General features: G+C 68.7%; 25 protein-coding genes. 13 read left to right on the plus strand and 12 right to left on the minus strand.

Translation table 11 applies throughout. The features are described 5' to 3' along the window. Positions 1-1,061 precede the first annotated feature (1,061 nt). The 3 genes from ACFY01_RS45195 to ACFY01_RS45205 are packed head-to-tail and all read left to right on the plus strand — an operon-like array spanning position 1,062 to position 2,253. Positions 1,062-1,394 (plus strand): hypothetical protein, encoded by a 333-nt coding sequence (locus ACFY01_RS45195; RefSeq protein WP_390741616.1) that lies wholly within the window; start codon positions 1,062-1,064, stop codon positions 1,392-1,394. Further along, positions 1,391-1,810, plus strand: coding sequence for a hypothetical protein (locus tag ACFY01_RS45200; RefSeq protein ID WP_390741617.1), 420 nt, complete (start codon positions 1,391-1,393; stop codon positions 1,808-1,810). Before ACFY01_RS45195 ends, ACFY01_RS45200 begins: the two co-directional genes overlap by 4 nt. After that, positions 1,807-2,253 carry a MarR family transcriptional regulator gene (locus ACFY01_RS45205; RefSeq protein ID WP_390741618.1) on the plus strand — a complete coding sequence of 149 codons (447 nt, stop codon included), beginning with the start codon at positions 1,807-1,809 and terminating at the stop codon, positions 2,251-2,253. Before ACFY01_RS45200 ends, ACFY01_RS45205 begins: the two co-directional genes overlap by 4 nt. Positions 2,254-2,351: 98 nt before the next feature. Here the strand turns inward: ACFY01_RS45205 and tpg are convergent, their stop codons facing one another. Then, positions 2,352-2,924: a telomere-protecting terminal protein Tpg gene (gene tpg / locus ACFY01_RS45210; protein ID WP_390741619.1), complete on the minus strand. Its 573-nt coding sequence runs from the start codon at positions 2,922-2,924 to the stop codon at positions 2,352-2,354. A gap of 155 nt (positions 2,925-3,079) precedes the next feature. Next, complete coding sequence (locus ACFY01_RS45215; protein ID WP_390741645.1) at positions 3,080-3,742, minus strand: DUF4097 family beta strand repeat-containing protein; 663 nt, start codon at positions 3,740-3,742, stop codon at positions 3,080-3,082. Between the two features lie 244 nt (positions 3,743-3,986). Between ACFY01_RS45215 and ACFY01_RS45220 the strand changes: the two genes are divergently transcribed. Continuing rightward, positions 3,987-4,733, plus strand: a complete 747-nt coding sequence (locus ACFY01_RS45220; RefSeq protein ID WP_390741620.1) for a helix-turn-helix domain-containing protein — start codon at positions 3,987-3,989, stop codon at positions 4,731-4,733. 13 nt (positions 4,734-4,746) lie between these two features. Beyond that, positions 4,747-6,000 carry an MFS transporter gene (locus tag ACFY01_RS45225; RefSeq protein ID WP_390741621.1) on the plus strand — a complete coding sequence of 418 codons (1,254 nt, stop codon included), beginning with the start codon at positions 4,747-4,749 and terminating at the stop codon, positions 5,998-6,000. 22 nt (positions 6,001-6,022) lie between these two features. On the opposite strand, the gene ACFY01_RS45230 is transcribed toward ACFY01_RS45225, so the two are convergent. The 9 genes from ACFY01_RS45230 to ACFY01_RS45270 form a co-directional block, all read right to left on the minus strand. Beyond that, positions 6,023-6,406 (minus strand): DUF6009 family protein, encoded by a 384-nt coding sequence (locus ACFY01_RS45230; protein ID WP_390741622.1) that lies wholly within the window; start codon positions 6,404-6,406, stop codon positions 6,023-6,025. 193 nt (positions 6,407-6,599) lie between these two features. Beyond that, on the minus strand, positions 6,600-8,120 hold the full coding sequence (locus ACFY01_RS45235; protein ID WP_390741623.1) for a phage/plasmid primase, P4 family: 1,521 nt from the start codon (positions 8,118-8,120) through the stop codon (positions 6,600-6,602). Then, positions 8,117-9,178, minus strand: a complete 1,062-nt coding sequence (locus tag ACFY01_RS45240; protein ID WP_390741624.1) for a bifunctional DNA primase/polymerase — start codon at positions 9,176-9,178, stop codon at positions 8,117-8,119. The genes ACFY01_RS45235 and ACFY01_RS45240 overlap by 4 nt, the downstream gene beginning before the upstream one ends. A 586-nt stretch (positions 9,179-9,764) precedes the next feature. Beyond that, on the minus strand, positions 9,765-10,253 hold the full coding sequence (locus tag ACFY01_RS45245; protein WP_390741625.1) for a carboxymuconolactone decarboxylase family protein: 489 nt from the start codon (positions 10,251-10,253) through the stop codon (positions 9,765-9,767). 190 nt (positions 10,254-10,443) lie between these two features. After that, entirely contained in the window at positions 10,444-11,520 is a 1,077-nt protein-coding gene (locus ACFY01_RS45250; RefSeq protein WP_390741626.1) for a ParB/RepB/Spo0J family partition protein, read from the minus strand. Continuing rightward, entirely contained in the window at positions 11,517-12,779 is a 1,263-nt protein-coding gene (locus ACFY01_RS45255) for an AAA family ATPase (protein ID WP_390741627.1), read from the minus strand. Before ACFY01_RS45255 ends, ACFY01_RS45250 begins: the two co-directional genes overlap by 4 nt. Positions 12,780-12,950: 171 nt before the next feature. Beyond that, entirely contained in the window at positions 12,951-13,244 is a 294-nt protein-coding gene (locus tag ACFY01_RS45260; protein WP_390741628.1) for an acyl carrier protein, read from the minus strand. Between the two features lie 135 nt (positions 13,245-13,379). Next, the gene (locus ACFY01_RS45265) at positions 13,380-14,321 is read right to left on the minus strand and encodes an RNA polymerase sigma-70 factor (RefSeq protein ID WP_390741629.1); all 942 of its coding nucleotides are present in this window, start codon (positions 14,319-14,321) and stop codon (positions 13,380-13,382) included. Then, entirely contained in the window at positions 14,318-15,523 is a 1,206-nt protein-coding gene (locus tag ACFY01_RS45270) for an NAD(P)/FAD-dependent oxidoreductase (RefSeq protein WP_390741630.1), read from the minus strand. The genes ACFY01_RS45265 and ACFY01_RS45270 overlap by 4 nt, the downstream gene beginning before the upstream one ends. 659 nt (positions 15,524-16,182) lie before the next feature. On the opposite strand from ACFY01_RS45270, the gene ACFY01_RS45275 reads away from it, so the two are divergent. The 3 genes from ACFY01_RS45275 to ACFY01_RS45285 all read left to right on the plus strand — a co-directional run bounded on the left by ACFY01_RS45275 (position 16,183) and on the right by ACFY01_RS45285 (position 19,237). Next, on the plus strand, positions 16,183-17,295 hold the full coding sequence (locus tag ACFY01_RS45275) for a bifunctional DNA primase/polymerase (RefSeq protein WP_390741631.1): 1,113 nt from the start codon (positions 16,183-16,185) through the stop codon (positions 17,293-17,295). 98 nt (positions 17,296-17,393) lie between these two features. Beyond that, positions 17,394-18,839, plus strand: a complete 1,446-nt coding sequence (locus ACFY01_RS45280; protein ID WP_390741646.1) for a phage/plasmid primase, P4 family — start codon at positions 17,394-17,396, stop codon at positions 18,837-18,839. After that, a complete protein-coding gene (locus ACFY01_RS45285) occupies positions 18,836-19,237 on the plus strand; it encodes a DUF6009 family protein (protein WP_390741632.1) in 402 nt (133 codons plus the stop codon). Before ACFY01_RS45280 ends, ACFY01_RS45285 begins: the two co-directional genes overlap by 4 nt. Positions 19,238-19,385: 148 nt before the next feature. On the opposite strand, the gene ACFY01_RS45290 is transcribed toward ACFY01_RS45285, so the two are convergent. Beyond that, entirely contained in the window at positions 19,386-20,324 is a 939-nt protein-coding gene (locus tag ACFY01_RS45290; protein WP_390741633.1) for a ScbA/BarX family gamma-butyrolactone biosynthesis protein, read from the minus strand. Positions 20,325-20,621: 297 nt separating this feature from the next. Here ACFY01_RS45290 and ACFY01_RS45295 point away from each other — a divergent pair, with 297 nt between their 5' ends. The 5 genes from ACFY01_RS45295 (at position 20,622) to ACFY01_RS45315 (ending at position 24,977) form a co-directional block, all read left to right on the plus strand. Further along, positions 20,622-21,359: an HAD family phosphatase gene (locus tag ACFY01_RS45295; RefSeq protein WP_390741634.1), complete on the plus strand. Its 738-nt coding sequence runs from the start codon at positions 20,622-20,624 to the stop codon at positions 21,357-21,359. Next, positions 21,356-22,129, plus strand: a complete 774-nt coding sequence (locus ACFY01_RS45300; RefSeq protein ID WP_390741635.1) for an SDR family NAD(P)-dependent oxidoreductase — start codon at positions 21,356-21,358, stop codon at positions 22,127-22,129. Before ACFY01_RS45295 ends, ACFY01_RS45300 begins: the two co-directional genes overlap by 4 nt. 165 nt (positions 22,130-22,294) lie before the next feature. Next, entirely contained in the window at positions 22,295-22,963 is a 669-nt protein-coding gene (locus ACFY01_RS45305) for a ScbR family autoregulator-binding transcription factor (protein ID WP_390741636.1), read from the plus strand. A gap of 296 nt (positions 22,964-23,259) precedes the next feature. Beyond that, complete coding sequence (locus ACFY01_RS45310) at positions 23,260-23,895, plus strand: ScbR family autoregulator-binding transcription factor (protein ID WP_390741637.1); 636 nt, start codon at positions 23,260-23,262, stop codon at positions 23,893-23,895. Positions 23,896-24,140: 245 nt separating this feature from the next. Continuing rightward, positions 24,141-24,977: a BTAD domain-containing putative transcriptional regulator gene (locus tag ACFY01_RS45315; RefSeq protein WP_390741638.1), complete on the plus strand. Its 837-nt coding sequence runs from the start codon at positions 24,141-24,143 to the stop codon at positions 24,975-24,977. Positions 24,978-25,042: the final 65 nt, after the last annotated feature.

Raw genomic sequence — 25,042 nt, forward strand, 5'->3', positions numbered from 1 at the left:
CCCGCGGAGCGGGTACCTTGCTCGCTGCGCGAGCAAGCAAGCGAGGGCCGGCGCTGCGCGCCGGCCCTCCGGGAGCCGCTGCGCGGCTCCCATCGCGCTGCGCGCGATGCAAACGAAGCGCTGCGCTGCGCGCAGCGCAGTCCTTCCCGCTTCGCGGGAAGGAACTCGCCTGCTTTACATGCGAGTTGTCCTTGCGCTTCGCGCAAGGACCCCGGAGTCGCTGCGCGACTCCCGCGAGCCGTCCGCGCAGCGGACGGGGCACCTACGGGGAAGGTGTCGTTCCGGGCAGCTGCGAAGCAGATGCCCGTCCACACTCCACAACTCCGGCCAGTCAGCCTCCGTTGCGTTCTGGCCTACTGAACTGATGTAAAGCAAAGGGACGAAGGGATTGAAGGGCAGACCTCACCTGGCCCCGTCCAGGAAAGAGGCGCAAGGTCCCACTCAAGTACTCGCGAGTACAGGATACTTGAGTGTGCCTCCGAGCATGCTTCAAAATGCGCAACGGATGCATACTGGATCAAGGCGCCCCCTGCCGGTTCAACCGTGCCACGCACGAGTGCCGCCGACGCTGAAACTGCGCAGTACCCAGAGCACGTGTGCATCGGTCCGAACCGGCCACAGTCAGCCACTGATCATTTGATTGCGCGTCATCAGCTCCTCAAGGCACTTGACTTGCACCCGATGTCACTGGGAAACGTCAAGCAATGAGACCGTCCTCCGCGCACGAGGATTCACTCGCCTTGCGGTTGAGCACGGACCTCAGCCACTTGATACTAAGGCGGATGAAGAAGCCCCTGGTCAGGCGCTTGCACGGCAGGAGTTATGTACCTGCTGAGGGTGCATAAGTGGATCGATATGTACCTCCTGAGGATACATATCGGTGCCCAGATGTCAGCCTAACTGACATCTCACCGTCCCAAATGTCAGCGAGATTGACATTCGAGAGACCGAAGTTGCGTCGAGGCTGCGACAACGAGGAGCACGCCGCTGGGCTGGAGTTATGTACCTCGTAGGAGTGAATAACTCCTCAAGATGTCAGCGTGGCAGACGAAAGAGTCGCTATGACTGACACATTGCCGTTGTCCACGTTCCAGAAGGTGGAGACCCATCCCGTGTCAGCCCGGCCGCAGCGTCGCGGTGCATCGAGGCGCGCCTCTGCACCGGACGTACCTCTCGATGACGCTCTGCTCGCGTGGGCGAAGCCGATCGCGCCGGTCGAGGACCTGGATGCTGTCGCGCGGAAGTACCCCAACCGCAAACTGACATTGCACAGCGAACGCAGGCCCCTTGAGTTCTATGCCCGTCCCGGCGAACCGAACGCCTTCTCCATGGACTCGCTGGAGTTCTTCTTTCTCATCGCCCAGTACTCAGAGAAGCTCTCCCTCTACGGATGATCTTGCTGATGATCGCCTGCCAGCGAGCAGGGGGACGCATCTACCTCACCCAGGAAGAGATGGCTACGGTCCTCGACGTACACCGGGTCAAGGCCGCTGAGACGCTACGCGAGATCATGGGCCACGGCATCGTATTCAAGGTGAAGCGAGGCATCTACCAGTTCAACCCGCCCTACTCATACCGGGTAGCCGAATTCATCCCCGGAACCGAGACGATCGAGGCGGAGTACGTGAGCGTTCCTCAGCACAAGACCATCGCAGCGATCCGACAGAACCCCGCCCTTCCCGACCTCGTGCGCTTCCCCTCCCTGGAACACATGAGGCAAGCCATCGACGCACTCCGAAAGAAGCGAGCCGAAGAACGCGCGGAGCGGCGCCAGGTGACAGCCCAGCGCCAGAGAGGAGCAGACCAGTGAGTACCCTGCGGTTCGCCGCGGTCAATGCCGACGGACTCCTTGCCGACCTCGACCTGCCTCCCGCCGCCTATCGGGCGTTGCTGAAACTGCGAGCCCTGAGCGAACCCGGCGGACGGATCCACATCGACCAAGCAACCATTGGCCACCAGCTGAGCCTCAGCCGGCCAAGCGTGAACGCAGCCCTGCGTACACTCGAACTCGCCAGGCTCGTCAAGAAAGTCCGCAACGGCCTCTACCAGATCAACCCCATGCTGGCCGGCTACAACTCCCCCGAAGACGCCGTGGCCGCCGTGCACACCATGCCAGCAGAAGACCGACTCGACACACGTGACTTCCTACCCAACTACCACCAAGCCGTGGCTGCCTACGAAAACCATCTCGTCGAAAAACGCCGCCGCCAGCAGGACCTAAAACGCCGCCAAGCCCTCAAAGCCGTCTCCTGACCCACCCACGCCAAAGCGCTGGGTCGTCAGGGGGTCAGGTCCAGAATGCGGACCGGCTCGCCGGTGGACCGGTCGGGCGCGGTGGTGGCGGTGGCGCGTCAGTAGTGCAGCTCCAGTTGCTCGATGTCCGTGAACTCCACCAACAGACCCTCAGCACGACGGCCCGCGTCGCGGAAATACATCTCCCCCAGCCCCTCCGCCAGGATCGCCCTGAGCTCGGTCTCGGGAGCGCCTGCCTCCTGGGCCGCGAACAGACGGGCCGCGTACTCCGGCGGCAGCAACTGGTTGAGGAAGCGCGTGCGGGGGTCGTCCGTGGTGCCCACCGCCGCCGTGAAACCGAAACGGGCCCGGGTGGAGAGGAAGACGCCGTCCGTGGTCGCCGCGCGCTGTCTCGCCCGGGCCCGCACCCGGGGCTGCCAGCGGTGACGGACCTCGCGATAGAGACGGTCGGCCAGGGCCGGGCGAGGGGATTTGATCTGGCCCTTCACATAACGCTCCACCGTACGCTGGGAGATGCCCAGTAAGACCGCCACCGGCCTGGTGCCCTTCAACTGCCGCACGAGAAAACGCATCCGCGCCTGCGCCGACCTCGGCACCGGACGAGTGAAATGCTCCGCATCCGCCTCATCCAAACTGTCCCCGACATCCGCCACCCGGACCCCTCCGTCCATCCACCGCACTTCCCCGGTGGAGAACCGGCTTGGCGAGGGTGGGGACACGGGGGCGGGAAGCATGTACATCGATGCGTTGGTGGTCCAAGGACACGAAGCCCCGCCCCCGGGTTCGCCAGGGCGGGGTTTTTCGTGTCTTCTTGCAAGCCTCTGCTTCAGAGGGTGTGGGCGGAGATGTCGCCGTGGGAGGTGGTGGCGCGGATTTCGAGGTCGGTGGTGCCGTCGTTCTTGAGGGCGTTGCTGATGCGGCCGTGGCCGGTGCCGGCGTCCAGGGTGGCCGAGGTGCCGGGGGCGGCGGCTACCGAGATGTCGCCGGACCGGGTCTTGAGCGCGAGGGTGCCGCGTACGGCTTCGGTGATCCGGATGTCACCCCGTGCGGTGCTGATCTGAGCGGGGCCGCTCAGGCGGCCGACCTCGACGTCGCCGTCGGTCGCGGTGAGGTGGAGGCTCGCGGCCTCGTCGATCTTGATGTGGTGGTACGCGCCCTCGAAGGTGATGTCGCCGAGGCGGCCGACAGTGCGGAGTTCGGTGCTGGCCGCCTTGGCCTCGATCCGGGAGCCGGCAGGCAGCTTGACCGTCACCTCGACGGATCCGGAGGGGCCGAGGTACTGGTTCTTCGCCGAAGACTCGATCCGCAGGACTCCGTCGGCGTACTCGACCGTGGTCTGCTCCGCTGCCTTCACGTCGCGGCCCTTCGCGGCGTTCGCGGGCAGGACCTCGACCGTGGTGTCGGCACGGTCTGCGGCGATGAGCTGGACGCGTCCCGCGGGGATGTTCAGGACGGCGGCGACCGGGGCGGGGGTGTCGAACTTCTGCATCATGCTCTCCCTTGCGATTTCTCGTTTCTGATAGTGGAAACGCTACGTTGCTTTCCATCATTCTGCAATGGGTCTTTTGCTTGAGAGGAGGATTTATGCAGGTCAGAGCGCTATCATCATTGCAACGTTCTCTCGTTTAATGCAACGGTGGGGTTGTTGCGCGTTGCAATGCATTGGGAGTGAACGCTATGGTGGGGCGTCCAGGGACACCGAGAAGCCCCCGTGGGGCAGGAAGGGGGGCGTGATGCCAGGAGGCAGACTCACCCAGCAGGAGCGTCAGCAGATCGCGGTGGGGCTGGCCGACGGGCTGGCCTATGCCGAGATCGCGCGCCGGCTCGAGCGACCCACCTCCACCGTCACGCGTGAAGTGATGCGCAACGGGGGCCCCACCGGCTACCGGGCCGACCTGGCGCAGCGGGCCACCCAGCAACGCACGCAGCGGCGCAGGCAGGCCGCGCCCCGGGGAGCGCAGGAGCTCCCGCAGCCCTACGGACGCGACGCCGAGGCCGTGCGCGACTACCAAGAGACCCTCACCACGGTCTTCATGACCTCGGGCCTGCCCAAGATGATGGCCCGAGTGCTGGGTTGCCTCTACACCACCGACAGCGGCACCCTCACCGCGTCCGAACTCGCCCAGCGCCTCCAGGTCAGCCCGGCATCCATCTCCAAAGCCATCGCGTTCCTCGAGGGCCTGGACCTCGTCCGCCGGGAACGCGACGAACGCCGCCGCGAGCGCTACGTCGTCGACGACGACCTCTGGTACCAGTCGATGATCCGCAGCGCCCGGTCCAACGACAAGTTCATCGAGACCGCACGGCAGGGCACCGGCATCCTCGGCCGCGGCACCCCGGCCGCCGCCCGCCTCGAAAATGCCGCCCGCTTCCTCGACTTCGTCAGCGAAGCACTCATCCGCGCCGCGGAACAGGGACGCGAAGTCCTCTACACCAGGACCGATACCGACACACCCTCACCGGGAACCGCAGTGCAGTAGTAAGGTCCGGCGGATGCATCTTCGCACCTCACTGCCCCTCCTGCGCAATCGCCCGTTCCGGAGCTTATTGCTGGCCAGGCTGATCTCGGCGAGCGGCTCGGCCATGGCCCCCGTCGCGCTCGCCTACGCCGTGCTCGGGTTCGACACCGAGCCCACCGCCCTGGCAATCGTGCTCGCCGGCAACACCCTGCCGCAGCTCGTGCTGCTGCTGGTCGGCGGGGTGACAGCCGACCGGGTCTCCCCTCGGGGGATCATCGTGACCGGCAACCTGGCGGCCGCGCTGTCACAGACCGGCGTCGCTGTCCTGGTGGCCACGGATGCGGCCTCGACCGCTCGTGTGGCGCTGCTGGCGAGCGTGACGGGCGGCGCGAACGCGCTGATGACTCCCGCGATGAACAGTCTGCTCCCGCAGTTGGTGAAGGCCGGGGAACTGCAGGAAGCGAACGTGCTGCTGCGGCTTCCCACCAACTTCATCAAGATCCTCGCTCCCGCGGCCGGCGGCGGGATCGTCGCCGTGGCCGGCTCCCAGTGGGTGCTGGGCTGGGACGCCGCGAGCTTCGCCGCCGCGGCCCTGCTGTGCGCACGGCTGACCGTGCCCCGGGCCGCGAGTTCCGGCCCTCGTACATCGGTGCTGCACGACTTCCGCGCCGGCTGGCGGGAGTTCGCCCAGCGGCCGTGGTTGTGGTCCTACACGCTTTCCGGCACGGTCGTCGTCGCGCTGTGGCTGGGTGGGTACCAGCTCCTGGGGCCCCTTGTCCTCCACGGCCGTGGCCTCAACGCCGCTGCGTGGGGCACCGTGCAGGGCAGTTTCTCGGCAGGGCTGCTGCTGGGCGGCCTCATAGCCCTGCGGTGGAAGCCTGACCGGCTGATGGTCGCCTGCGTGGCCACCGGTCTGCCGCTGGCGCTGCCGCTCTTCGTGCTCGCCGCCAGGCCGGGTCTTCCCGCCCTCGCGGTGTCCGCGGCCTTGGCGGGGATCGGGCTGGATCTGTCGATCGTGTGCTGGACCACGGCGCTCCAGCAGCAGCTCGCGGCCGAGGTCCTGGGCCGGGTCACCTCGTTCAGCTCCGTCGGGGAGCTCATGGCCGTCCCGCTCGGCTATCTCGTCGTCGGCCTGGCCGCGACCTCGGCCGGGGCGACTCCCGTCCTGCTCGGGAGCGCCGTCATCATCGTCGTGTCATCGGTCGTCCTGTTCGCGGTGCCCGACCTGGTGGCGATCCGCCGACTGCCTGCCGAGCCCGTACCCGAAAACGCTCCGGCAGGGAGGTAGCGACCGCCCGAGTGCCGGGCCGCTACGGTGCCGTGGAGGCTATGGCCGTGGTGCGTCCCTGGGAGCGGTCCGTCTTCGCTCCTGGGTTCTTCGGGTGGATGGTGCTCGGATCGACGGCTTCGCCGGGGGCGCCGACGGCGTAGGGGCCGTTGGGCTGGCTGTCCCGGTCGTGCGGGAGGAGGAAGAAGACACGCCGGCGGTACAGGCCGCTGTCGGGGTCGGGTTCGGCCTGGTCGTCGAGGACGGCGTAGCCGATCATGCGGCCGTCGCGGGCATAGCGCGGCTTGTTGTGGCGGCGCGGGGTCTTGTCGATCGCCTGGCGGACGTAGTGGAGTTTGCCGGGGTCCTCCAGCCACACCACGTCCTGCTCGTGGGTGATCTCGCTTGCGTCCAACAGCGAGCTCATGGCTGTAGCCCCTCCTTCATCGGCCGGCCCCCGGGGCGGGGGACGGCCTGGCGTACGTGTGTGGTGCGGTGCTCGGTGCGCCGGGTGGCGGTGGAGCGGGGCGGGGCCGCCGGGTGCGGGGCCGGGGCTCCATGGTAGTTCGGTCGGTCGTGCCGGCGTAGGGCCGCGGGTGCGACGGTGGGGGCGTGGTGGGTCATTCGCCGGCCTCCAGGGCGATGCCGGGGTAGTACTTGCGGCCGTTGGATTTGATCATGTCGGCGGGTGAGTTGAGGCCGACTTCCTGTCTGACACGGGTGGCGAAGGTGCGGGGGGTGGCGGGGCGGATGCCTTCGCCGGAGGTGCACCAGGAGCTGTATTCGGTGTAGAGCAGGCCCTGCTCTACACGTAGTTCACTGTCGCCGTCGGTGTCGCGGGTGCAGCATTCGGCGAGGAAGCGGCCGATGTGGTCTTCGGTGTTGGCGTAGGCGCTGGTGGCGATGCGGACCCGGTCGGGGCCTTCCAGGGGATCACGGGTGGTGAGGTAGCGGCGGGCGCCTTCGACGAGCCATTGCAGGATGCCGGGGCCTTCGTCGCGGACGAGTTCGAAGGCGAGGTTGTCGATGCGGCGCTCGGCGGGGACGGTGCGGGTGAAGGGCACCAGGCGGATGCGGCGCCAGAAGGCGAAGCCGCCGGTGGAGACCTCGGGGCGGTGGTTGCCCAGCAACCACAGGTGATGGGTGGGGCTGAAGGAGAAGTAGTCCTGCCGCATCCGGCGGGCTTTGATCTTGTCGCCGCCGGTGAGGAGCCGGACCCGTGCCTCGTCGAACTTGTCGTTGGGCTTCAGCTCGCTGCACACCACCAGGCGGCGGCCGTGCAGTTCGGTCAGTTCCGTGGAGTGCTCGGAATAGGCGCCGCGGTCCATGAGGAAGCCCGGCGGGGCAGCGTCCGCGTAGTCCCCCAGGACCTGGATCATGGTGTCGAGCAGGACGCTCTTGCCGTTCTTGCCCTCGCCGTGGAGGAACGGCAGGACCTGCGCGCCGACGTCGCCGGTGATGGAGTAGCCGAGCAGCAGGTGCAGGAAGTCGATCATTTCCCGGCCTTCGGCGTCGTCGCCGAAGGTGTCGGTCAGGAAGCGGTCCCAGCGCGGGGTGTCCATGGCCTGTGGGGCGACGCTGGTGGCCCGGGAGTGCAGGTCGCGTGCGGGGTCGGGTTTGCGCAGCTGTCCGGTGAAGAGGTCGACGACGCCGGCCGGGGTGCACAGGGCGTAGGGGTCGCCGTCGAGGATGTCGGGGTCGACGGACAGGTCCGGGGAGGCCTTGGCCTGGGTGAGCAGGGCCTGCATTCCGGTGGTCGAGAGGGTCCGCCGCTTGTGCTGGGCCAGCTCGCGGTCGGAGAAGATGCCGTGCGGGTCGGTGGCGGGCATGTCCTCGGCCATCTCGCCGGCGGCCCACAGAGCCGCTTTCTCGCCGCCGGTGCGCTTCCAGCGGTAGCCGCCCCACACGAACCAGCCGAGCCCCTCCGCGTGGCGGAACTGGTCGCGGTAGAGCTGGATGAACAGCCGGGCGTTCCCGCGGTCGGACAGGGACGGCGGCAGCAGCCCGGGCGAGGGCGGAAAAGCGGTGGGGGCCGCGGTGGCCTGTGCCGGGAGCAGCTTGGAGGTCTGTGCGGCCGCCTCGAGGTCGAGCATCTGCTGAGCGGCGGCCTGTGCATCAAAACGCGGCGTGTCGGCGCTCATGGTCGTCCTTCGAGGTGGAACGGGTGGGCGGCCCCTGCGGCGAGGCCGTGGTCGATGATTTTCTCGTTCCTTGCAGGCTGGGCCGGGCGGGCTTCGTCGGCTGTCCGAAGCAGTTCGTCCCGGGCGGCGGCCTCGTCGAGGTGACCGGCCGCGGCGAGGCCTCCGGCGGTGTAGGCGGCCCGGTTCAGCTTCTCGGTGAACGCGGTGCCCTCCGGGGCTGCCGCACACGCGGCGACCTGCTCCAGCAGCGGGGCGAGAACGCGATGGGCGGCCGCACGCCTTGCGCCGCGGCCGTGGGGACGGGGTATCGCGGCCGGGGGGCGGGCGGGCGGTGGTGTGATGACGTGACCGGTTCGGACGAGTTCGTCCTCCAGCCAGGCGGGGAGCGGGGCGGGCAGCCGGGTGGGGCCCTCGGCCTGGTAAGTGCCGTCGCTGGTGCGGGTGCCGGGGGCGATGATGTAGCCGCCGTCGGCCCGTACGTCGACCTGCCAGGCGAGGGCCGTCTTCGGGCTGGAGCCGGTCGAGCAGCGGAACCGCCGCTCCGGGCGAGGGTTGCGGTACCAGACGTGCAGGCCGCCCGAGGGAGTGCGGACGCGCAACGTGGCCTCGTCCAGGGCCGGATCGGGCTGCCCCCGGTAGGCCGCGAGCAGCGCCAGTGTGTCGAAGCCCGATGCCAGACCGTCGAGGTTCACTGCTTCAGGGATGGGGATACCCGGCAGGAGCCGCCCCCGGTCGGGGACCGGTGCCCGGTGCGCGTCGATGTCGATGACGATCAGACGGGCCGGGCCGCAGGCGACGCCGACGCCTGCTGACGGCTGCTCGCCCCACCAGGAGTCGATGGACTCCATGTTGGTGGTCGCGGCATGGAAACCGTGGCAGGGCCTTCCCTGGGGCAGGCACGGGCATGTGCTCGGGTGGTGGTTTCGGTCCCTGCACCGTGAGCAGTTGGCGGCCGGCGTTTTGCGTCCCGGGGCCAGCGGATGGACGGGCCAGCCCTGCGTGGCACACCAACGGGCTACGACATGCGGCGGCACCGGCCTGTCCACAGCGACAGGCATGCGGGTCTCACCATGGCGCGGCACGCGGTTCGTCCTCGTCAGCTCTCGGTCTTCGGGTCGGTCCCTACGGAAAAGCGCCGGTCCGCGCGGGTGGATGACACCACCTCAGGGACCGAAGGGACTGTACTTCGGGAAGAGAGTGTAGGTCGTGGTGAGGCGTGAGTCCGGTAGCTGGTAGGCGTGCCGCTCTATCCGTCGCTCAGTCCCTTGGGTCCCTGTCCCCGGCAGGGGCCCCGCTCGGTCCGAAATGGGGGATTGATCCCGGGTCGGGGGCAGGGAGGGACTGAAGCCCGCGGACTGGAGGGTCTGGCGAGGGTCTTTGGTCCCTTGGGAAAAACCGCAGGTCAGAGTGTTTGAGTCTATCCGTTCAGGGACTGGAGGGACTGAAATCCCTAATTATGAGCTGAGGTAGAAACAGGTGTCACACGCGCCCGCGCGTACGAAGTCCTGAGCGTACTCACGTGATAATTAGGAGTTTGAGTCCCTTCGGTCCCTGCCAGGGGGCGTCATACTGCTCTGACCTGCGGAAATGTGAGGGACTGAAGGGCAGGGACCGAGAGACGGAACAGTCCCTCCTTGGGTCTGGTCAGTCCCACTGCTCGTCGGCGAGGGAAGTGACCGGCTGGGGCTTGCCGATGACGGCCAGGGCGATGAAGAAGTTGATCTGGCCGATGGCGATGGTGAGGGTGGCCAGTGCCCTTCGGTCGTAGTGCTTGGCCACCTCGGCGTACAACTCGTCCGTGACGCGCTCCCGGCCGTGCGGGGCGGGCTGGAGGGTGGCTTCCACGAGGGCGAGGGCGGCACGTTCGGCATCGGTGAAGTACGGGGCGTCCTGCCAGGAGGACACGGCGGTGATGCGTTCCTCGGACTCCCCCGCCTTGCGCAGGAAGCCGGTGTTCAGAACCGTCAGGTAGGTGTTGCCGACGATCTGCCCGGCACGCAGGTGGACGAGGCTCATCGTGGTGCGGGGCACCGAACGGTTGCCCGTGGCCCGGAACAGGGCGGCACTGATGTCGCTCAGCTCGGGCACGAACTCACCCGGGTTCGGCATACGGGAGATCGAGGTGTTCGTCATGACGGCACTCCTTCACATCGGCATGGTCGGCGTCTTCACCTCACTGACGGACTGTGCGAGGCAGATGTGACAGCAGGAGGGAGACGATTTCTCTACGCCACACTGCACTAGGCCCCGGCGAATCGCCGGGGCCTAGTGCAGTGTGGCGTAGGAGCGCCGAACGGGCTATTACGCCGTAATAGCGTCAGGGTCAGCTCTGGGGTTCCTGCTCGGCGGGCACGCGTTGCGCCTGGTGCTCGTTCAGGATGCGCAGCATCTTGTCGAACTCGATGTCCGTCATCTTGCGGATGAGGTGCAGGGCGAGGAAGGCGCCGTCGTCGTAGGGGAGCTTGGGGAGAGCGGCCGAGTCGGTGCGGGGCTCGGGGACCGTGGTGGCGTGTTGCTCCGCCTCCGGGTCCTTGGCCCCCGGCTGCTCCACCACTGGGGGCGCTGTGGCTGTTTCCTCCGGGGCGGGATCCCCGGAAGGTGCTTCCTCCATTACGTCGTAATAGGCGGGGGGCTCCGGCTCGGGGGCGGCCGCCGGGCGCCTGCCGGGTTTCTGGGCGGGTTTCTCGGCTTCCTTGCGGGTGCGTTCGGCCTTGAGTTCCTCCAGGGCGGTCTCCTGCTGTTCGGCCGGCTTGTTGCCGACCGCGCGCAGGAGGTCGATGGGGTCCTGGCCGATGCGGGTCTGGAGTTCGGGGGTGAGGTTGAGGAGGGCGAGGCGTTGGGAGACCCAGCCCTGGGAGCGGTGGAGGCGTTTGGCGAGGGCCGTTTGGCTGCCGTGGATGGCGAGGAGGCGGTTGAGGGCCTTGGCCTCGTCGAGTTCGTCGAGGTCCTGGCGGTGGATGTTCGCGACCAGGGCGGATTCGAGGAGTTCCTCGGAGGTGCTGCCCTGGTCGTCGCTGACCATGACCTTGACGGTGGCGAGGCCTGCCTCGCGGGCGGCGGCCAGGCGGCTGCTGCCGTCGATGACGACGTAGTGGGTGTCCGGCTCCAGGCCGGCCTCGTGGTCGGGGTTGGCCTTGATGTAGGTGTCGCGGTTCATGACCGTGATCGCCTGCTTCTGGCCGTGGGTGGCGAGGCTGCCCGCGAGGTCGGTCAGGTCGCCGAGGGTGGAGCGGGGGTTGTCGGGGTTGAGGCTGATGCGGTGGGTGGGGAGTTCGGTAGGCGGGGCGACGCCGTCCGTGGGTACTCCGGTGGCCGCCGCGACCGCGGCGCGGCGGGCGCTGACCGGGCGGGCGGAGCTGCCGAAGCGGCCCGCGCCCAGCTGGTCGGCCTTCTTGGTCATGAGATCTCCCGGGCCAGGGCGCGCATGCTGACCGCCTGCTGGGACTTGGGGGCGTAGGACAGCAGGGGCTGCTTCACACGGACGGCTTCTTTCTGCTCCTTCAGATCGCCGATGAGGCCGACGACTCGTGGGTCCTTTATGTCGACCCAGCCCTGGAGGGAGGAGGTGGCGATGTAGCCGCGGCGGCCGTCGTAGAGGTTGACGACGATGCCCAGGTAGTCGATCTCGAGGGAGAGGTCTCCGCGGAGGTCCTCGATCTGGGTGGTGAGGAGTTCGTAGGCGTCGGCGGAACTGTCCTCGGCCTGGACGACGATGAGGGCGCCGGACTGGCCGGGCTTCTCGTTGTCCCGGCGGCGGCCGTAGTAGGCGGCGGCGTCCATGCTCAGGCCGAGGCTGGGCGGGCAGTCGACGAGAATTACGTCGTAATAGGGCTCCAGGGGGGCCAGGGCCCGCTCCAGGGCGGCTTCCCGGGCCCGTACGGCGGAGAGGCGTACGTCGAGGAGGAAGGCGTCGTTGCAGCCGGGCAGCAGGTGCAGCCGGCCGCCGAAGTTGTCCTCGTCGATGGAGACGACGAGGTCGCGCAGATCGCCCTTCGGGTCGCCCGCCATGTGGTTGGTGAGGCTGTCGCCGTTCATCGGCAGGGGCGCGGCGCCGAGTTGGTTCGTGAGGTGGCTCTGGGGGTCGAAGTCGACCAGGAGGACCCGCATGCCGAGGCCGGGGACGCTTTCGATGTCGAGGGGGTCGCTGTCCTGGCCGGTGGTGTCGGTGGCTTCGACGGCGCGGAGTGCGGCGACGAGCTGCTTGGCGACACGGACCGGGTAGAGCTTGTTGGGGTCCTCGGCCATCGCCTCGCCGGTTCCGGCGGTGATGGCGGTCTTGCCGACGCCGCCCTTCTGGTTGCAGACGATGATGCGCCGGGTGACGGCCGGTCGTACGACGTCGGGGGCGGGGTTGGTGTCGAGCCAGAGTTTGACGGACTGGGCGAGGCCCTGGATGAGGGAGACCCCGCGGTCGGCCGCGGTCTGCTTGAAGGTGTCCCACTGGCCTTGGGGGAGGAAGGTGGAGAAGGAGTCGGCGCCGGAGGTGTCGATGTTTTCCAGGGCGGAGGCGAGGTCGCACCAAGCGGCGATGCCCTGCTCCACGGCGCTCTGGATCTCGAGGCCGTGCTGGGCGGCTCTCACTTTGAGGTCCTGCCGGAGCCATCCCGGCAGCTTGGACACGACCTTCTCGCGGTCGCTGGAGGTGGCTGGAGAACTCATGGGGGCTACCTTACTAACGTCCATGATCGAACGCTGCCATTGACACGTTAGTAAGGGAAAGTTGGCTTGAGGGGCGGTCCATTACGGCGTAATAGCCCGGCAGCCAAGGGGGAGTGGGCGCCTGGCTATTACGCCGTAATGGACCGGGAGGGGGGAGAGGGGCGAGGAGCGTCAGACGATGGCCCAGGGGCTGGGGTCCTGCGGGCGGGGAGAGGCGGGCCGGGCCGCAGAGACGATGTCCCACAGTTGACCGGCGGTCAGGGTGCGGACCGGGATGACGACCTGGCCGGTGAGGCTGATGCCGAAGGCCGACTCCAGCTCGCTGACGATGCCGATGAGGGCCAGCGAGTCCAGTTCGTAGATCTCCAGGGGTTCGTCGGCGGCGGGCGTCCCGTCCTTGCCCAGGCCGGGCAGACACCGCTGGAGGATGGTCTCGAACGTCGGGTTCCACGGTGCTGAGGCCATCGGCGGTTCCTTTCGGCTACCGGAGTGACGCGGTTCCGCGAGCAGCCTGACGGACGGCGCTTGAGCCGCGCTATTACGCCGTAATGGGTCGCGTGCCACGGCGCGGAGGGCGGGGAGCTATTACGGCGTAATAGCTCACGGCCTTCCGATGTCGTGGGTGGCGCCCGTGGTGACCGCCTGGAGCTTGTCCGGGTTGGCCACGTTGTGGATGGCGGTGATGCGGCCGTCGGCGCCGAAGTCGAAGGTGACGGTGGCGATGACCCGGTCGGGGGCGGTGAACAGCAGCCCCGGGCCGCCGTTGATCTCGGCGAGCTCGGTCTTCATCTCCGTGGGGGCCACGCCCTGGTAGGGGACGGTGCCGATGGCGGCGAACCAGGACGCCACCGTCTGGGCGCCGACGACCGGGCGCAGCGCCTGACGGACCTTGCCGCCGCCGTCGGTCCACAGGGTGACGTCCGGGGAGAGCAGTTCCATCAGGGTGTTGATGTCGCCTCCGGTGGCCGCGGCGAGGAACCGCTCGGTGGCCTCGCGGCGGTGGGCCTGGCCGGCGGTGAAGCGGGGGCGCCGGGCCCGTACGTGTTCGCGGGCGCGGTGGGCGGCCTGGCGGACCGCCGGCTCCGAGCGCTCGACCGCCTCCGCGATTTCGGCGTGGCTGAAGTCGAAGACCTCCTTCAGGACGAAGACCGCGCGTTCGAGGGGGCTGAGGGTCTCCAGGACGACCAGCATCGCCATGGACACGGACTCGGTCTCCGTGACGGTCTCGGCGACGTCGGTGGTGTCGGTGGTCGGCCCGGTGGCGGTGAGGATGGGCTCCGGGAGCCAGGGGCCGACGTAGGTCTCGCGCTTGTGCCGGGTGGAGCGCAGGCGTTCCAGGGCCAGGTTGCTGACGATCCGGGTCAGGTAGGCCTTGGGGTCGGCCACTTGGGAACGGTCGGCGGCCGACCACTTGATCCAGGCGTCCTGGACGGTGTCCTCGGCGTCGGCGGCGGTGCCGAGGAGACGGTAGGCCACCGAGAAGAGCAGCCTGCGGTGCTGCTGGAAGACCTGCTGGCCGGGGTCTGCGGGCGGGTGGGTCACCGGGTCCCCCGGATGCGGGTGAAGCGGCCGCCGCGCGGCCAGAACGCGCCCGAGGCGGGCATCTTCTTCATACGGCCGTAGGTCGGCCAGGGGGAGGCGGTCACCGTCTCCTTATAGCGGGCCGCCGTGCGGCCGGTCAGATGAATTCGCCGCGGGCTGTCGTCGGGGCGGGTGAACTGCACGACCGCGTCGTCGCGGCCCAGGCTCACCGGTGTGTGGTAGTAGCCGAAGCGGAACGGCTTGGGCCGCTTGCCCTCGAGGGTGCGCAGGATCGACAGCGCGGCGTGCACTCCCGTCGGCATGCCGCCCTGGCAGGTGCCGTGCATGACGCCGTAACCCTGGCGGATCGCCGCCGCGTCGCCCACGGCGTACACCTCGGGGTGCGACACCGAGCGCAGGGCGGTGTCGGTGACGATGCGGCCGCGTTCGTCGACGGTCAGCCCGGCGGCGGCCGCGAGCGGGGAGACCCGGGTGCCGCTGGTCCACAGCACCGCGTCGGCGTGGATGTTTTTGTTGCCGGCCAGCTCGACCGCCTCGGGCAGGACCTTCACGACCTCCACGCCGGTGAGGACCCGGATGCCCAGACGCTCGAGGGCGGAGTGCAGGTAGGCCCTGGCCTTCGGGGTCATGGACGCGCCGGGCTCCTGCCGGCCCATCAGGACGACGTCCAGGTGCGGGAACCGCTCGGCGATCTCGGCGGCCGACTCGACGCCGGTCAGGCCGCTGCCGGCGACCACCACCGTGCCGCTGCCGAGCCGTTGCAGCCGGTCGGCCAGCAACTCGGCCTCCTGGGCGCTGTTCAGGGTGTAGGCGTGGTCTTCGGCGCCCGGTACCGCCGAGGTGCCGGCGACGCCGCCCAGGCCGTACACCAGCGTGTCGTAGGGCAGTTCCCGGTCGTCGTCGATCCGTACTGTCTTCGCGTCCGCGTCCACCGCGGTCACCCAGCCGCGGACGAACCGCGCGCCCGTGCCGGCGAGCAGCTCCGGGATGCTCAGTCCGGCCGGCTGCTGCCCCGTCGCGGTCATGTGGAGCCGCATGCGTTCGGTGAACCGCTCCTGGGCGTTGACCACCGTCACCTGGACGTCCTCGGACCGCCTGACCCGGGCCGCGAGCTGGACGGCCGCGGACAGGCCCGCGTAGCCCGCTCCCAGGATCAGGACGCGGTGGCGGATGGCCGGGTTGGTTCCGTGCCGTGCACTCATCGTTTATGCCTTCCTCGAGTCGCTGTCGACGCCCACCAGATGGGAGCTGCCGGGCCGTCCGTGACACGGGTTCGGTGTGACCTGTGTCACTTATCGGGCGGCGGCGGGAGCTACCGAAGCGACCGAAGCGACCGTGCGGCGGGGTCGACGGCGCCTGGTGGAGGGAGGCAGGGGGGAACAGGGTTCAGCTTGGCTTCAGGGTCGCTTGAGTCGCTGCGGCGCGGGTGTCAGGGGCCCGGATACCCGGCAGCGACTGAAGGGGAGCGACCGAAGGGAGGCGAGGGCATTTCCGGTCGCCAGGGAAAAAGCCTGGTCAGGCGGGGGTTGGGTGGGGGACAGCGACTGAAGCGACTGAAGGTCCGGGTATATGAAGACATTGGCGTGCGTGCGCGTGCGCGTGTGCGCGTCATATATAGGGACCTTGAGTCGCTTCAGTCGCTGTCCGGGCAGGTACGTACCCTGTGACCTGTGGGTTCGTTGCACCACTGGGGCAGCGATCGAAAGGGCTTGGGTCGCTGGGGCATTCGGCGCTCGGTCGCTGGAGCATCAATGGCCGGTGCAGGGGCGTTTTTTGTTTTCCCGTGTGTCCCCTTCTGTCTTTGTGGTTCGCTAATCTGTCTCAATCGTTGAGTCGCTTCGGTCGCTGGTGGGGGATGTGGATGGCTCCTGAGCTGCGGGTTTCACGCAGCGACTCAAGGCAGCCGTCTCCCGCAGCGCAGGACGCGGGTCGGTCCCTGGCGACCGCCCGGTGGTGCGCGGGCCGGGGCTGGCCGGTGCACCCGCTGGCGCCGGGACGCAAGACCCCCGCAGGCAACTGCGAGGCCTGCCGGACGCCCGGACACACCCACCGGGGCTGCGGCTGCCCGGCCGCCGGTCGCTGGTGCCACGGGTTCCACGCGGCCACCCTTGACTACGCCCGAATCGAGCAGTGGTGGGGAGCCAACCCCCGATTAGGCGTCGGGATCGCCTGCGGCCCCGCCGGGCTGGTCGTCGTGGACGTCGACGCGCACGTCCAAGCCCTGCCCGACCGGGACCGGCTGCTGCCCGGGATCCAGATCTCCGCGGACATCGACCTCACCGGGCTCGCCAACGGCTTCCACACCCTCGGCGTGCTGGCCGCCCTGCGCGGCGAGCACAGCCCGGCGGAGGACACCACCACCCTGCGCGTACGCACCCCTTCAGGAGGCCTGCACGTCTGGTACCGGGCGCACGGCGGGCAGCGCTGGCAGTGCTCCGCCGGATCGGGCGGCGGGCGCTCGCTGGCCTGGCAGGTGGACATACGGGCGCACGGCGGGTACATCGTCGCGCCGGGGACGGTGACCGAGGCGGGCGTGTACGAGCCGGTCGGGCCGGTACGTGAACCGGTGCCGTTACCCGGCTGGCTGGCGCGCGAGCTGGAGCGCACCGGCCATCTGCCGCCCGCGCACGTTCCGGTGCCGCGCCCAGTGCCTCCAAGGGCCCGGCAGGCCGTGCGTGCCGCCGGGGGAGGGCAGGACGCCGCGGGCCGGGCCCTGGCCGCCGTACTGGCCGAGGTGGCCGCCTGTGCCGCCGTACCCGAGGGCGCAGGGTTCTCCGAGAAGCTCAACCGGGCCGCGTACACCGCCGGAGGCCTGGTCGCCGCCGGGCACCTGACCCAGGAGGAGGCCGAGCAGGTGCTGACCGAGGCCGCGGAGCACGCCCGGCCGGGACAGGAGCGCCGCTACCGGGCCATCGTCCGAGGCGGGCTGAGCGCGGGCCGGCTGCGCCCGCTGTCCCCGGGAGGCCGTGGGTGACCGCCGACGACAAGGCCCTCTTCGAGGCCCGGGACGAGGACACGCTCTTCGACGCGCAGGCGGTCGCCGCGCAGATCCTCGCCCAGCGCGGCCCGCAGATGCCCCGGCAGGCGAGCGAGAGCCAGCTGGGAGGGGGAGCGGGCGCCCACGACGGGGAGGCCACTCCCGACGGGCTGCTGCCCGACACGCTCAGCGACCGCGGCAACGCCAAGCTGTTCGTCAAGCTCTACTCCAACGACTACCGGCACGTTCCCGGCCTCGGCTGGTACCGCTGGGACAGCACCCGCTGGCAGATCGACGAGGACGACACCGTGATGTGGGCCGCCGGGGACCTGGCGGAATCCCTGGCGACCAACGACCCGCGCGGGGTGCACACTTCCTCCGCGCTCCAGCAGCACCGGCGGCGCGCGCTGAGTACCAGCGGCATGAACGCGATGCTCGCGCAGGCCAGGTCCGCTCCCGGAATGGTGCTCAACGCCGCCCGGCTGGACGCCGATCCGTACGCGCTGTGCACCCCGGCCGGGGTCGTCGACCTGCGCACGGGCCTGATCCGTACGCCCGACCCGGACAAGGACTTCCACTCCCGTTCCACCACGGCCGCCCCGCAGGCGATGCCCACTCCGCGCTGGGACCGGTTCCTCACCGACACCTTCGGCGGCGGACCGGAGGGCGCGCAGATGATCGACTTCCTGCATCTGCTGCTGGGGTACTCCATCACCGGGGACGTCGGAGGGCAGGTGATGCCGTTCCTGTTCGGCTCCGGCAAGAACGGCAAGTCGGTGCTGCTGGATGTGCTGATGAAGCTGGTCGGGGACTACGCGGACGCGGCGCCGCCCGGCTTCCTGATGGCCCGGCCCTACGAGGGGCACCCCACCGACCTGGCGGAGCTGCACGGGCGGCGGGTCATCGTGTGCAGCGAGGTCAAGCCGGGGGACCGGTTCGACGAGGCGCGGGTGAAGCTGCTGACCGGCGGCGACCGGATCAAGGCGCGGCGGATGCGGCAGGACTTCTTCAGCTTCCAGCCGACGCACAAGCTGTGGCTGCTGGGCAACCACCGGCCCGAAGTGGGCACCGGCGGCTTCGCGTTCTGGCGCCGGATGCGGCTGATCCCGTTCGAGCGGGTGGTCTCCGACGACCGGAAGATCGACAATCTCGCGGACATCCTGGTCACCGAGGAGGGCCCCGGCATCCTCAACTGGCTGATCCTGGGCGCCCGCCGCTACCTGGGCGGCGAGAAGAACCTCACCGGCCCGGAACGGGTGCGGATCGCCACCACGGCGTACGCGGAGACCGAGGACCACACCGGGCGGTTCCTGGCCGAGTCCTGCCGGCTCGGGGCGGATCTGAGGGCGGAACAGGCACAGCTCTACGCGGTCTACAAGACGTGGTGTCAGAATGAGGGCGCCCCGGCCGTCTCGTCCCGGGCCTTCGCGGCACGGGTCCGAGAAGTGGTGGGACTTGCGTCGCCCAAGGAGATGATCCTTTCCAACCAGCGCAAGTACTACCCGGGCATCGGACTGGTCGCCGACGAGGAGACAGCATGAGCGCCCTCATAGAAGAGGACGAGATCACCCACGAGGTCGACTTCGTCTGGCTCGAGGACATCGGCGAACTGGACTACGTGCGCCAGAGCCTGGACCGACTGCCCACCCGCCGGGGCAGGCCCGCCTACCACCGCAACGGACGTATGGTCGGCTACGCCCTGCTCGGCCCGGATGCCAAGCCGTCGCGGTCCTCGGGGACCTTCCGCCGCAGGGTGTTCTGGCTGCTGCCGCACGACCGGGACACCGTCCCCAACGGGCTGTATGCCACCGGGGCGCCCGCCGAGGCGGTGGATCCGCGCACGCTGGCGCCGGGCAGCAAGGGGCGCAAGACCGAGCGGTCGGAGGGCGGGCCGCCGTCGTCGACGACGCGGGGCCGGGGCGTGTCGCTGCCGTTGTGACAGCGCCGCTCACGCGGCCGCCACACCGCGGGGCCGCCGTCGGCGGCCCCGCGGTGTGGCGGGGAGTCGTTGGACGGTGTCGGTGCCGCCTGCCCGCGTGTGCGGGTGCGTGGCTCACGACATCGGAAGTCTGCTCATGGGGCAGGGATCAGGTGACCGGCCCGGTGATGGTCGAGGTGAAGACAGGCTCGCCGTCCTGGTGGCCGGTGGCCTCGACGGTCATCATGCCACCGCTCTCCGGAGACACGTGCGTGATCTCGATCCAGCAGGGCCGGTCGAGCTCGGCGTACCGGTAGAAGGTGGTGGAGGCGCTCGTGGGGGTCAGCCCTCGTGGTGCGATCAGCGCGGAGGCGGCCTGGCGGGCGCCTTCGAGGAGCACCATGCCGGGCACGTGGTCGGCATGGTGCTCGAAGAGGATCGGGTGGTCGAGGTCCGGCGTCAACAGCCAGCGGCCGGGCTGGTCGGTGGGCGACAGGACGACATCGGTGGCGAATCTCCGGCCCACGCTGGCCGGGGGCACCCGGCGCGGGCCTGGTACGGCGGCGGCCGTCGGCTGCGCGTCCGGCCGGTTCGCCCGGAGTCGGCTGTAGACGGACGGTGTGATCAGGGAGAAGCGGATTCCGCCGTGGGCGACGAGAGTTCCGTCCCGGTGTATGGAGAGCTCCACCCGCAGCTGGCTGACCGCGCCCCGGCGGCGGGTGATGTCCGAGCACTTCACCTCGACGTCGAAGTCCGTGGGAGTCGAGGAGATGCGCAGCTGCTCCAGATCAGTGGTGTAGCTGAGGTCCCACATCACGAAGTGATGGTCGAGAGGAATGCCGAGTTCCGCGTGGGAGACGAACATGGTTGCCTGACGAAACGTCTCTGCAGCCTGCAACGGGTCATGGCTCCTGCCGTCCGCGCTGTTGAAGAGTGCGTGGACGCGCGGCCATTGGCCGGCGAGGGAGAACCGGAAGTCGTCGCGGGCGGTGCAGCCGGTGAGGAACACCTCGGCCAGGCTCGCGCGATGGACGTATTCCTTGGGCACCGTTGTGGTCAGCCGTGGCAGTGCGGGCAGTCCGACCTCGCTCTGAGTGGACACACTCATGAGAACCCCCGTCTTGAAGCTTCATTCAGCGACGCCTATAAGATACGGACCTACCGGTTTTCTTGGGACGGACGAAGGGTAAAGACTTTGGCAAGCCTTTGTTCGATCGATGAACCAATAATTCCGTTCAGGGTGTTTTATCCCTGTATCTTTTCATGGAATTAGAGCTTCCTGTTAAAGGAGGTAGTGCGCGAAACTGGACAATTTCGGTGTGCTGGTCGACCCGATCTCCAGAATATGAAACCTGCATAGCGGTTTTTTTGAGAGCGTCGGTCGGGCCTGTGAAAGGGAGAAAACATGACAAACCCCCCGCTGAGCACCCTCCGTCTCGCCGCCGTCAACATCGACGGCGTTCTTCTCAACGACACCTTCAGTCCCGTGATTCACCGCTTCGTGGTCCGGCACGGAGTGACCTACACCCAGGAGCTGGAACGGGAGGTCCTCTCCCAGCCGCGTCTCGTCGCCGCTCGGGTGCTCGCGCGGGCGATCGGTTCGACCGCCGCCCCGCAGGAGATCCTCGACGCGTTCTTCGAGGAGCGTGAGCGGTATGTACGGACGCACCCCGAGGGGCCGCTCGACGGAGCGGGTGACCTTCTGCGGCGGCTGAGAGCTCTCGGCCTCGACATCGTCTGCTACGGAGGCCTGGACGCCCGTCACTTCGAACGTCACCTCGGTCACTGGGCGTCCCTGTTCGCCGAACCGCGCTACATCTGCACGAACGACTTCCGGCCCGGCATCCGCGAGATCGTCCGGGACCACTTCGGCCTCTCCTTCCGTCAGGCCGTCTTCATCGACGACGCCGCACGGTTCGCCGAGCGGGCCAAGGAGCTCGACGTGCCGTTCATCGGCCACCCGAGCCACTTCGAGCACGGGTTCCAGCGAAAGATGATGCGCGCGGCCGGCGTCCGGCACGTCGTGGACTCGCTGAACGACATCGACGAGCGGCTGCTGCGGACCCTCGACCGTGAGGCGGCCGAGGGCACGGTGTGGCACGGCACCCATGCACCCGCCGTGCCGACCGGGGAGGGGGCGTGAACCGGGACGGCACCGCCTCGCTGACGGGGAAGGTCGTGCTCATCACAGGTGCCAGCAGCGGCATCGGAGCGGCCGCGGCCCGTGTCTTCTCCGGCCAGGGCGCCACCGTCGTGCTCAGTGCCCGCCGTGCGGACCGGTTACGGGAGCTGGTCGCCGACCTGCGCGAGCAGGGCGCGGAGGCCGACTACCACGTCATGGACGTGCGCAGCGGGGACGAGGTACGACGTGTGGTCGAGAGCGTCGTCGAGCGGTACGGGCGCCTCGACGCGGCCTTCAACAACGCTGGTGTCGCGCGCCACCGGACGCCCTTGCACCTCATCGAGGACGCGGCGTACGAACTCGTCATGGAGACGAACGTGCGCGGAGTCTGGAACTGCATGCGGCACGAGATCGCGGCGATGCTGGCGGCCGGGGGCGGCGCGATCGTGAACACCAGCAGCGTCGGCGGGCTGGTCGCCTCCTCGGCGGCTGCCCCCTACATCGCCTCCAAACACGCGGTGATCGGACTGACGAAGGCCGCCGCGGTGGAGTACGCCTCCGACGGCATACGCGTCAACTGCATCGCGCCGGGACTGACGCGCTCCGAAATGGTCGACGAGTGGTTCGCCCTCTCTCCCGGAGCGGAGGAGAAGGCGCACCGGTCCGCGCCGCAGCAGCGGGCCGCCGCTCCCGAGGAGGTGGCGGAGACGGCCGCCTGGCTGTGCGGTGACAAGGCGAGCTTTGTCACGGGCGCCACGCTCGCCGTGGACGGAGGCCGGACGGCTTGGTGAACCCGAGTGCCGTGCGCACCGCGGGGCGGGTGGTGCGCACGGCATGCTCGCCATGTCGGACAACAGCCGGGTGATCGCCAACTCTTCAGCCGCTCCCGGGTATTCGGTCTGAAATGGGGTAAGGTACGTCACGTTCGGTTTTGTTTTTGACTGAGGAGGGTCCCCATGGCGCGGCAAGAACGTGCTCTACGGACCCGTCGCGCTGTTATCGAGGCCGCGGCCTCGGTCTTCGCCGAGCGCGGCTACGCCACGGCAACCATTGCCGAGATCCTTGAGCGGGCCGGGGTGACCAAGGGCGCGCTCTACTTCCACTTCGAATCCAAGGAGGCCCTGGCCCGCGGGGTGATCGACTCCCAGATCACGGCCGACTTCTGGTCGCCGCGCGAACTGAAGCTGCAGGAGTTCGTGGACCTGGGCATGACGCTGGCCTACCGGATCCCCAGGGAGGTACTCCTCCAGGCGGGCATCCGCCTTTCGGCCGACCTGCAGGGACGCCAGCTGTTCGGGAGCGCGTGGCCCGCGTGGATCAAGGTGCTGACCGAACAGCTCGCCGAAGCCAAGGAGCGGGGCGAGGCGCTGCCGCACCTGGTGCCGGAGGAGACGGCGGAGTTCTTCCTCGGAGCGTGGAACGGGATCCAGGCGGTCTCCGAGGCGAACAGCCAGTGGACGGACCTCAACTACCGCATCTCGGTGCTGTACAAGCACATACTTCCCGCCATCGCCACACCGGCCTCACTGATCAGGCTGGACATCGCGCCCGACCGGGGCATGCGGGTCATAGAGGGGATGCAGCAGCACGCCGACGAGGTCGTGCTCGAGCCGTCGAAGGTCTGACACGTCACAAACCTGACAGCTGGTTTGTGACGTGCCCGTGCTGGTCCTGTCACCGGCAGTCCCGCCTCTCCGCGACCACTTCTCCTAAAAAGACCAGGCGTGCCGTTCTGTGATGGGATGCCGATCACTCTGATCGATCCATTCCGGTGAGCGGAGCGGGCTGACCAGCGAACCTGGCAATGAGTAGCGCCGCATCCATGCCAAGGCGCGCCATCTCCCCTCTAGTAAACGTACCAATCATGCGGTTTGCTAGGGTGCAGAAAGCGGAACGCTGCAGGACCCGGGAGGAAGACCTGATGGTCAAACAGGTGCGCGCGGCCCGTACGCGCCAGGCCCTCATCGTGGCAGCGGCCGAGAGCTTTGCCGACGAGGGTTACGCCCAGGCGAGCCTGCCCGCCATCAGCAAACGGGCCGGCGTGAGTGCCGGAGCCCTCCACTTCCATTTCGCCAGCAAGGACGAGCTGGCCAGGGAGGTGGAGAGGGCTGCGGTCAACTCGGTGGCGGAACTGGCCGAGCGCTGTCGGTTCACGGCCGCTACCTCACTGCAGTCGCTCATCCACGCGACCACCAGTCTGCTGCTGGCCGTCACCCGCGATCCGGTGGTCAGGGCCGGGTTCCAGTTGAGCGGCGATCCGTCCCGCAAGAACGGTGCCGAAATGGTCCGCTGGTGGCAGCAGCAGGTGCGCGACCTCGTCGTCGAGGCGCGGGACGCCGGAGAACTCGCCGATGACGTCTCGGCGGAGGCCGCGACGATGGTGATCGTCGCCGCGACGGTCGGTTTCGAGGCGCTCGGTACGGTCGACCGCGACTATCTCTCGGCCGAGAGGATGTCGGAGTTCTGGACCTTCATCCTGCCGCGGCTGGCGGCGTCACCGGCCTCTGTGCCGGCGAGTGCGGCGAACGGGGCGCTCGCCGAAGGCCACCTCGAGTAAAACAGCGTGAATGGTACGGTCAATCGTCGGCCATGGGTGCGCGGGCCGGACCACTCGTCATCTCGGTTCGCCCATTTTTACCGCCTTATGTCACATATTCTCACCTGACTTGATCGAACGCGCCTCGCATTTGGGTCGCATACAAGTGGGGTGCCCGGTTTGGTATTGACATACCGCCTGTGCTGTTTTTTACTCGAGGTGCTAGGGAACGGCTGTAGAACGGCACCAGAGGACGGGGAGACGGCGTGGACATCGACATACTCGGCACACTCGCCGTGAGAGAGAGGGGCGTGTCGATCACACCGACCGCGCCCAAACCGCGTCAGGTACTCGCCCTGCTCGCTCTGCACGCCGACCAGGTCGTATCGGTGGGCACGCTCACCGAGGAGCTGTGGGGGGCCAAACCGCCCCGCAGCGCGCGTCCGACGCTGCAGACGTACATCCTCCAGCTGCGGGAGCTGATCACCGCCGCTCTGGAGGCCGGCGCCGACGGCACGGACACGGGTGCCACCGATGGCCGAACGGCCAAGTACGTACTGCTGACCGTGCCCGGAGGCTACCTCCTCAAGAGTGGCGAAGGCACCAGCGACGTAAAGGAGTTCGAGCGACTGGCCGGCACCGGGTACCGGGCCATGGATGCCGAGGACTTCCCGCAGGCCGCCCGTCTGCTGCGCGAGGCGCTCACCCTGTGGACCGGTCCCGCCCTCGCCGATGTGCACGCCGGTGTCCATCTGCAGACACAGGTCAAGCGGTTGGAAGAGAGCCGGCTGTGCGCGCTGGACCAGCGCATCGAGGCCGACCTGCAGCTCGGCCGGCACCGGGAGCTGCTCGCCGAACTGACCGTCCTCGTCAGCCGGTACCCCACCCACGAGAGCCTGTGCGGCCAGTACATGCTGGCCCTGTACCGCTCCGGGCGCCGGGGCGAGGCACTCGACGCCTACCAGCGGCTGCGCGCCACGCTGGTGCGCACCCTCGGCCTGGAGCCGTCGACCGCGCTGGCCAAGCTGCAGCGCTCGATCCTGATGTCCGGCCCCGAAACCGCCCATGCCGCACGCCTGGCGTCGGCCGTCCCGGCGGGCTGAGCACCCGTCCCGGGCCACTCCTTCCACCAGGGATCGAGCACCGTTCCAGACCCGCGGTGCAGCGT

Source organism: Streptomyces sp. NPDC001480, assembly GCF_042894725.1.
In the GTDB taxonomy this organism is placed as follows: Bacteria; Actinomycetota; Actinomycetes; order Streptomycetales; family Streptomycetaceae; genus Streptomyces.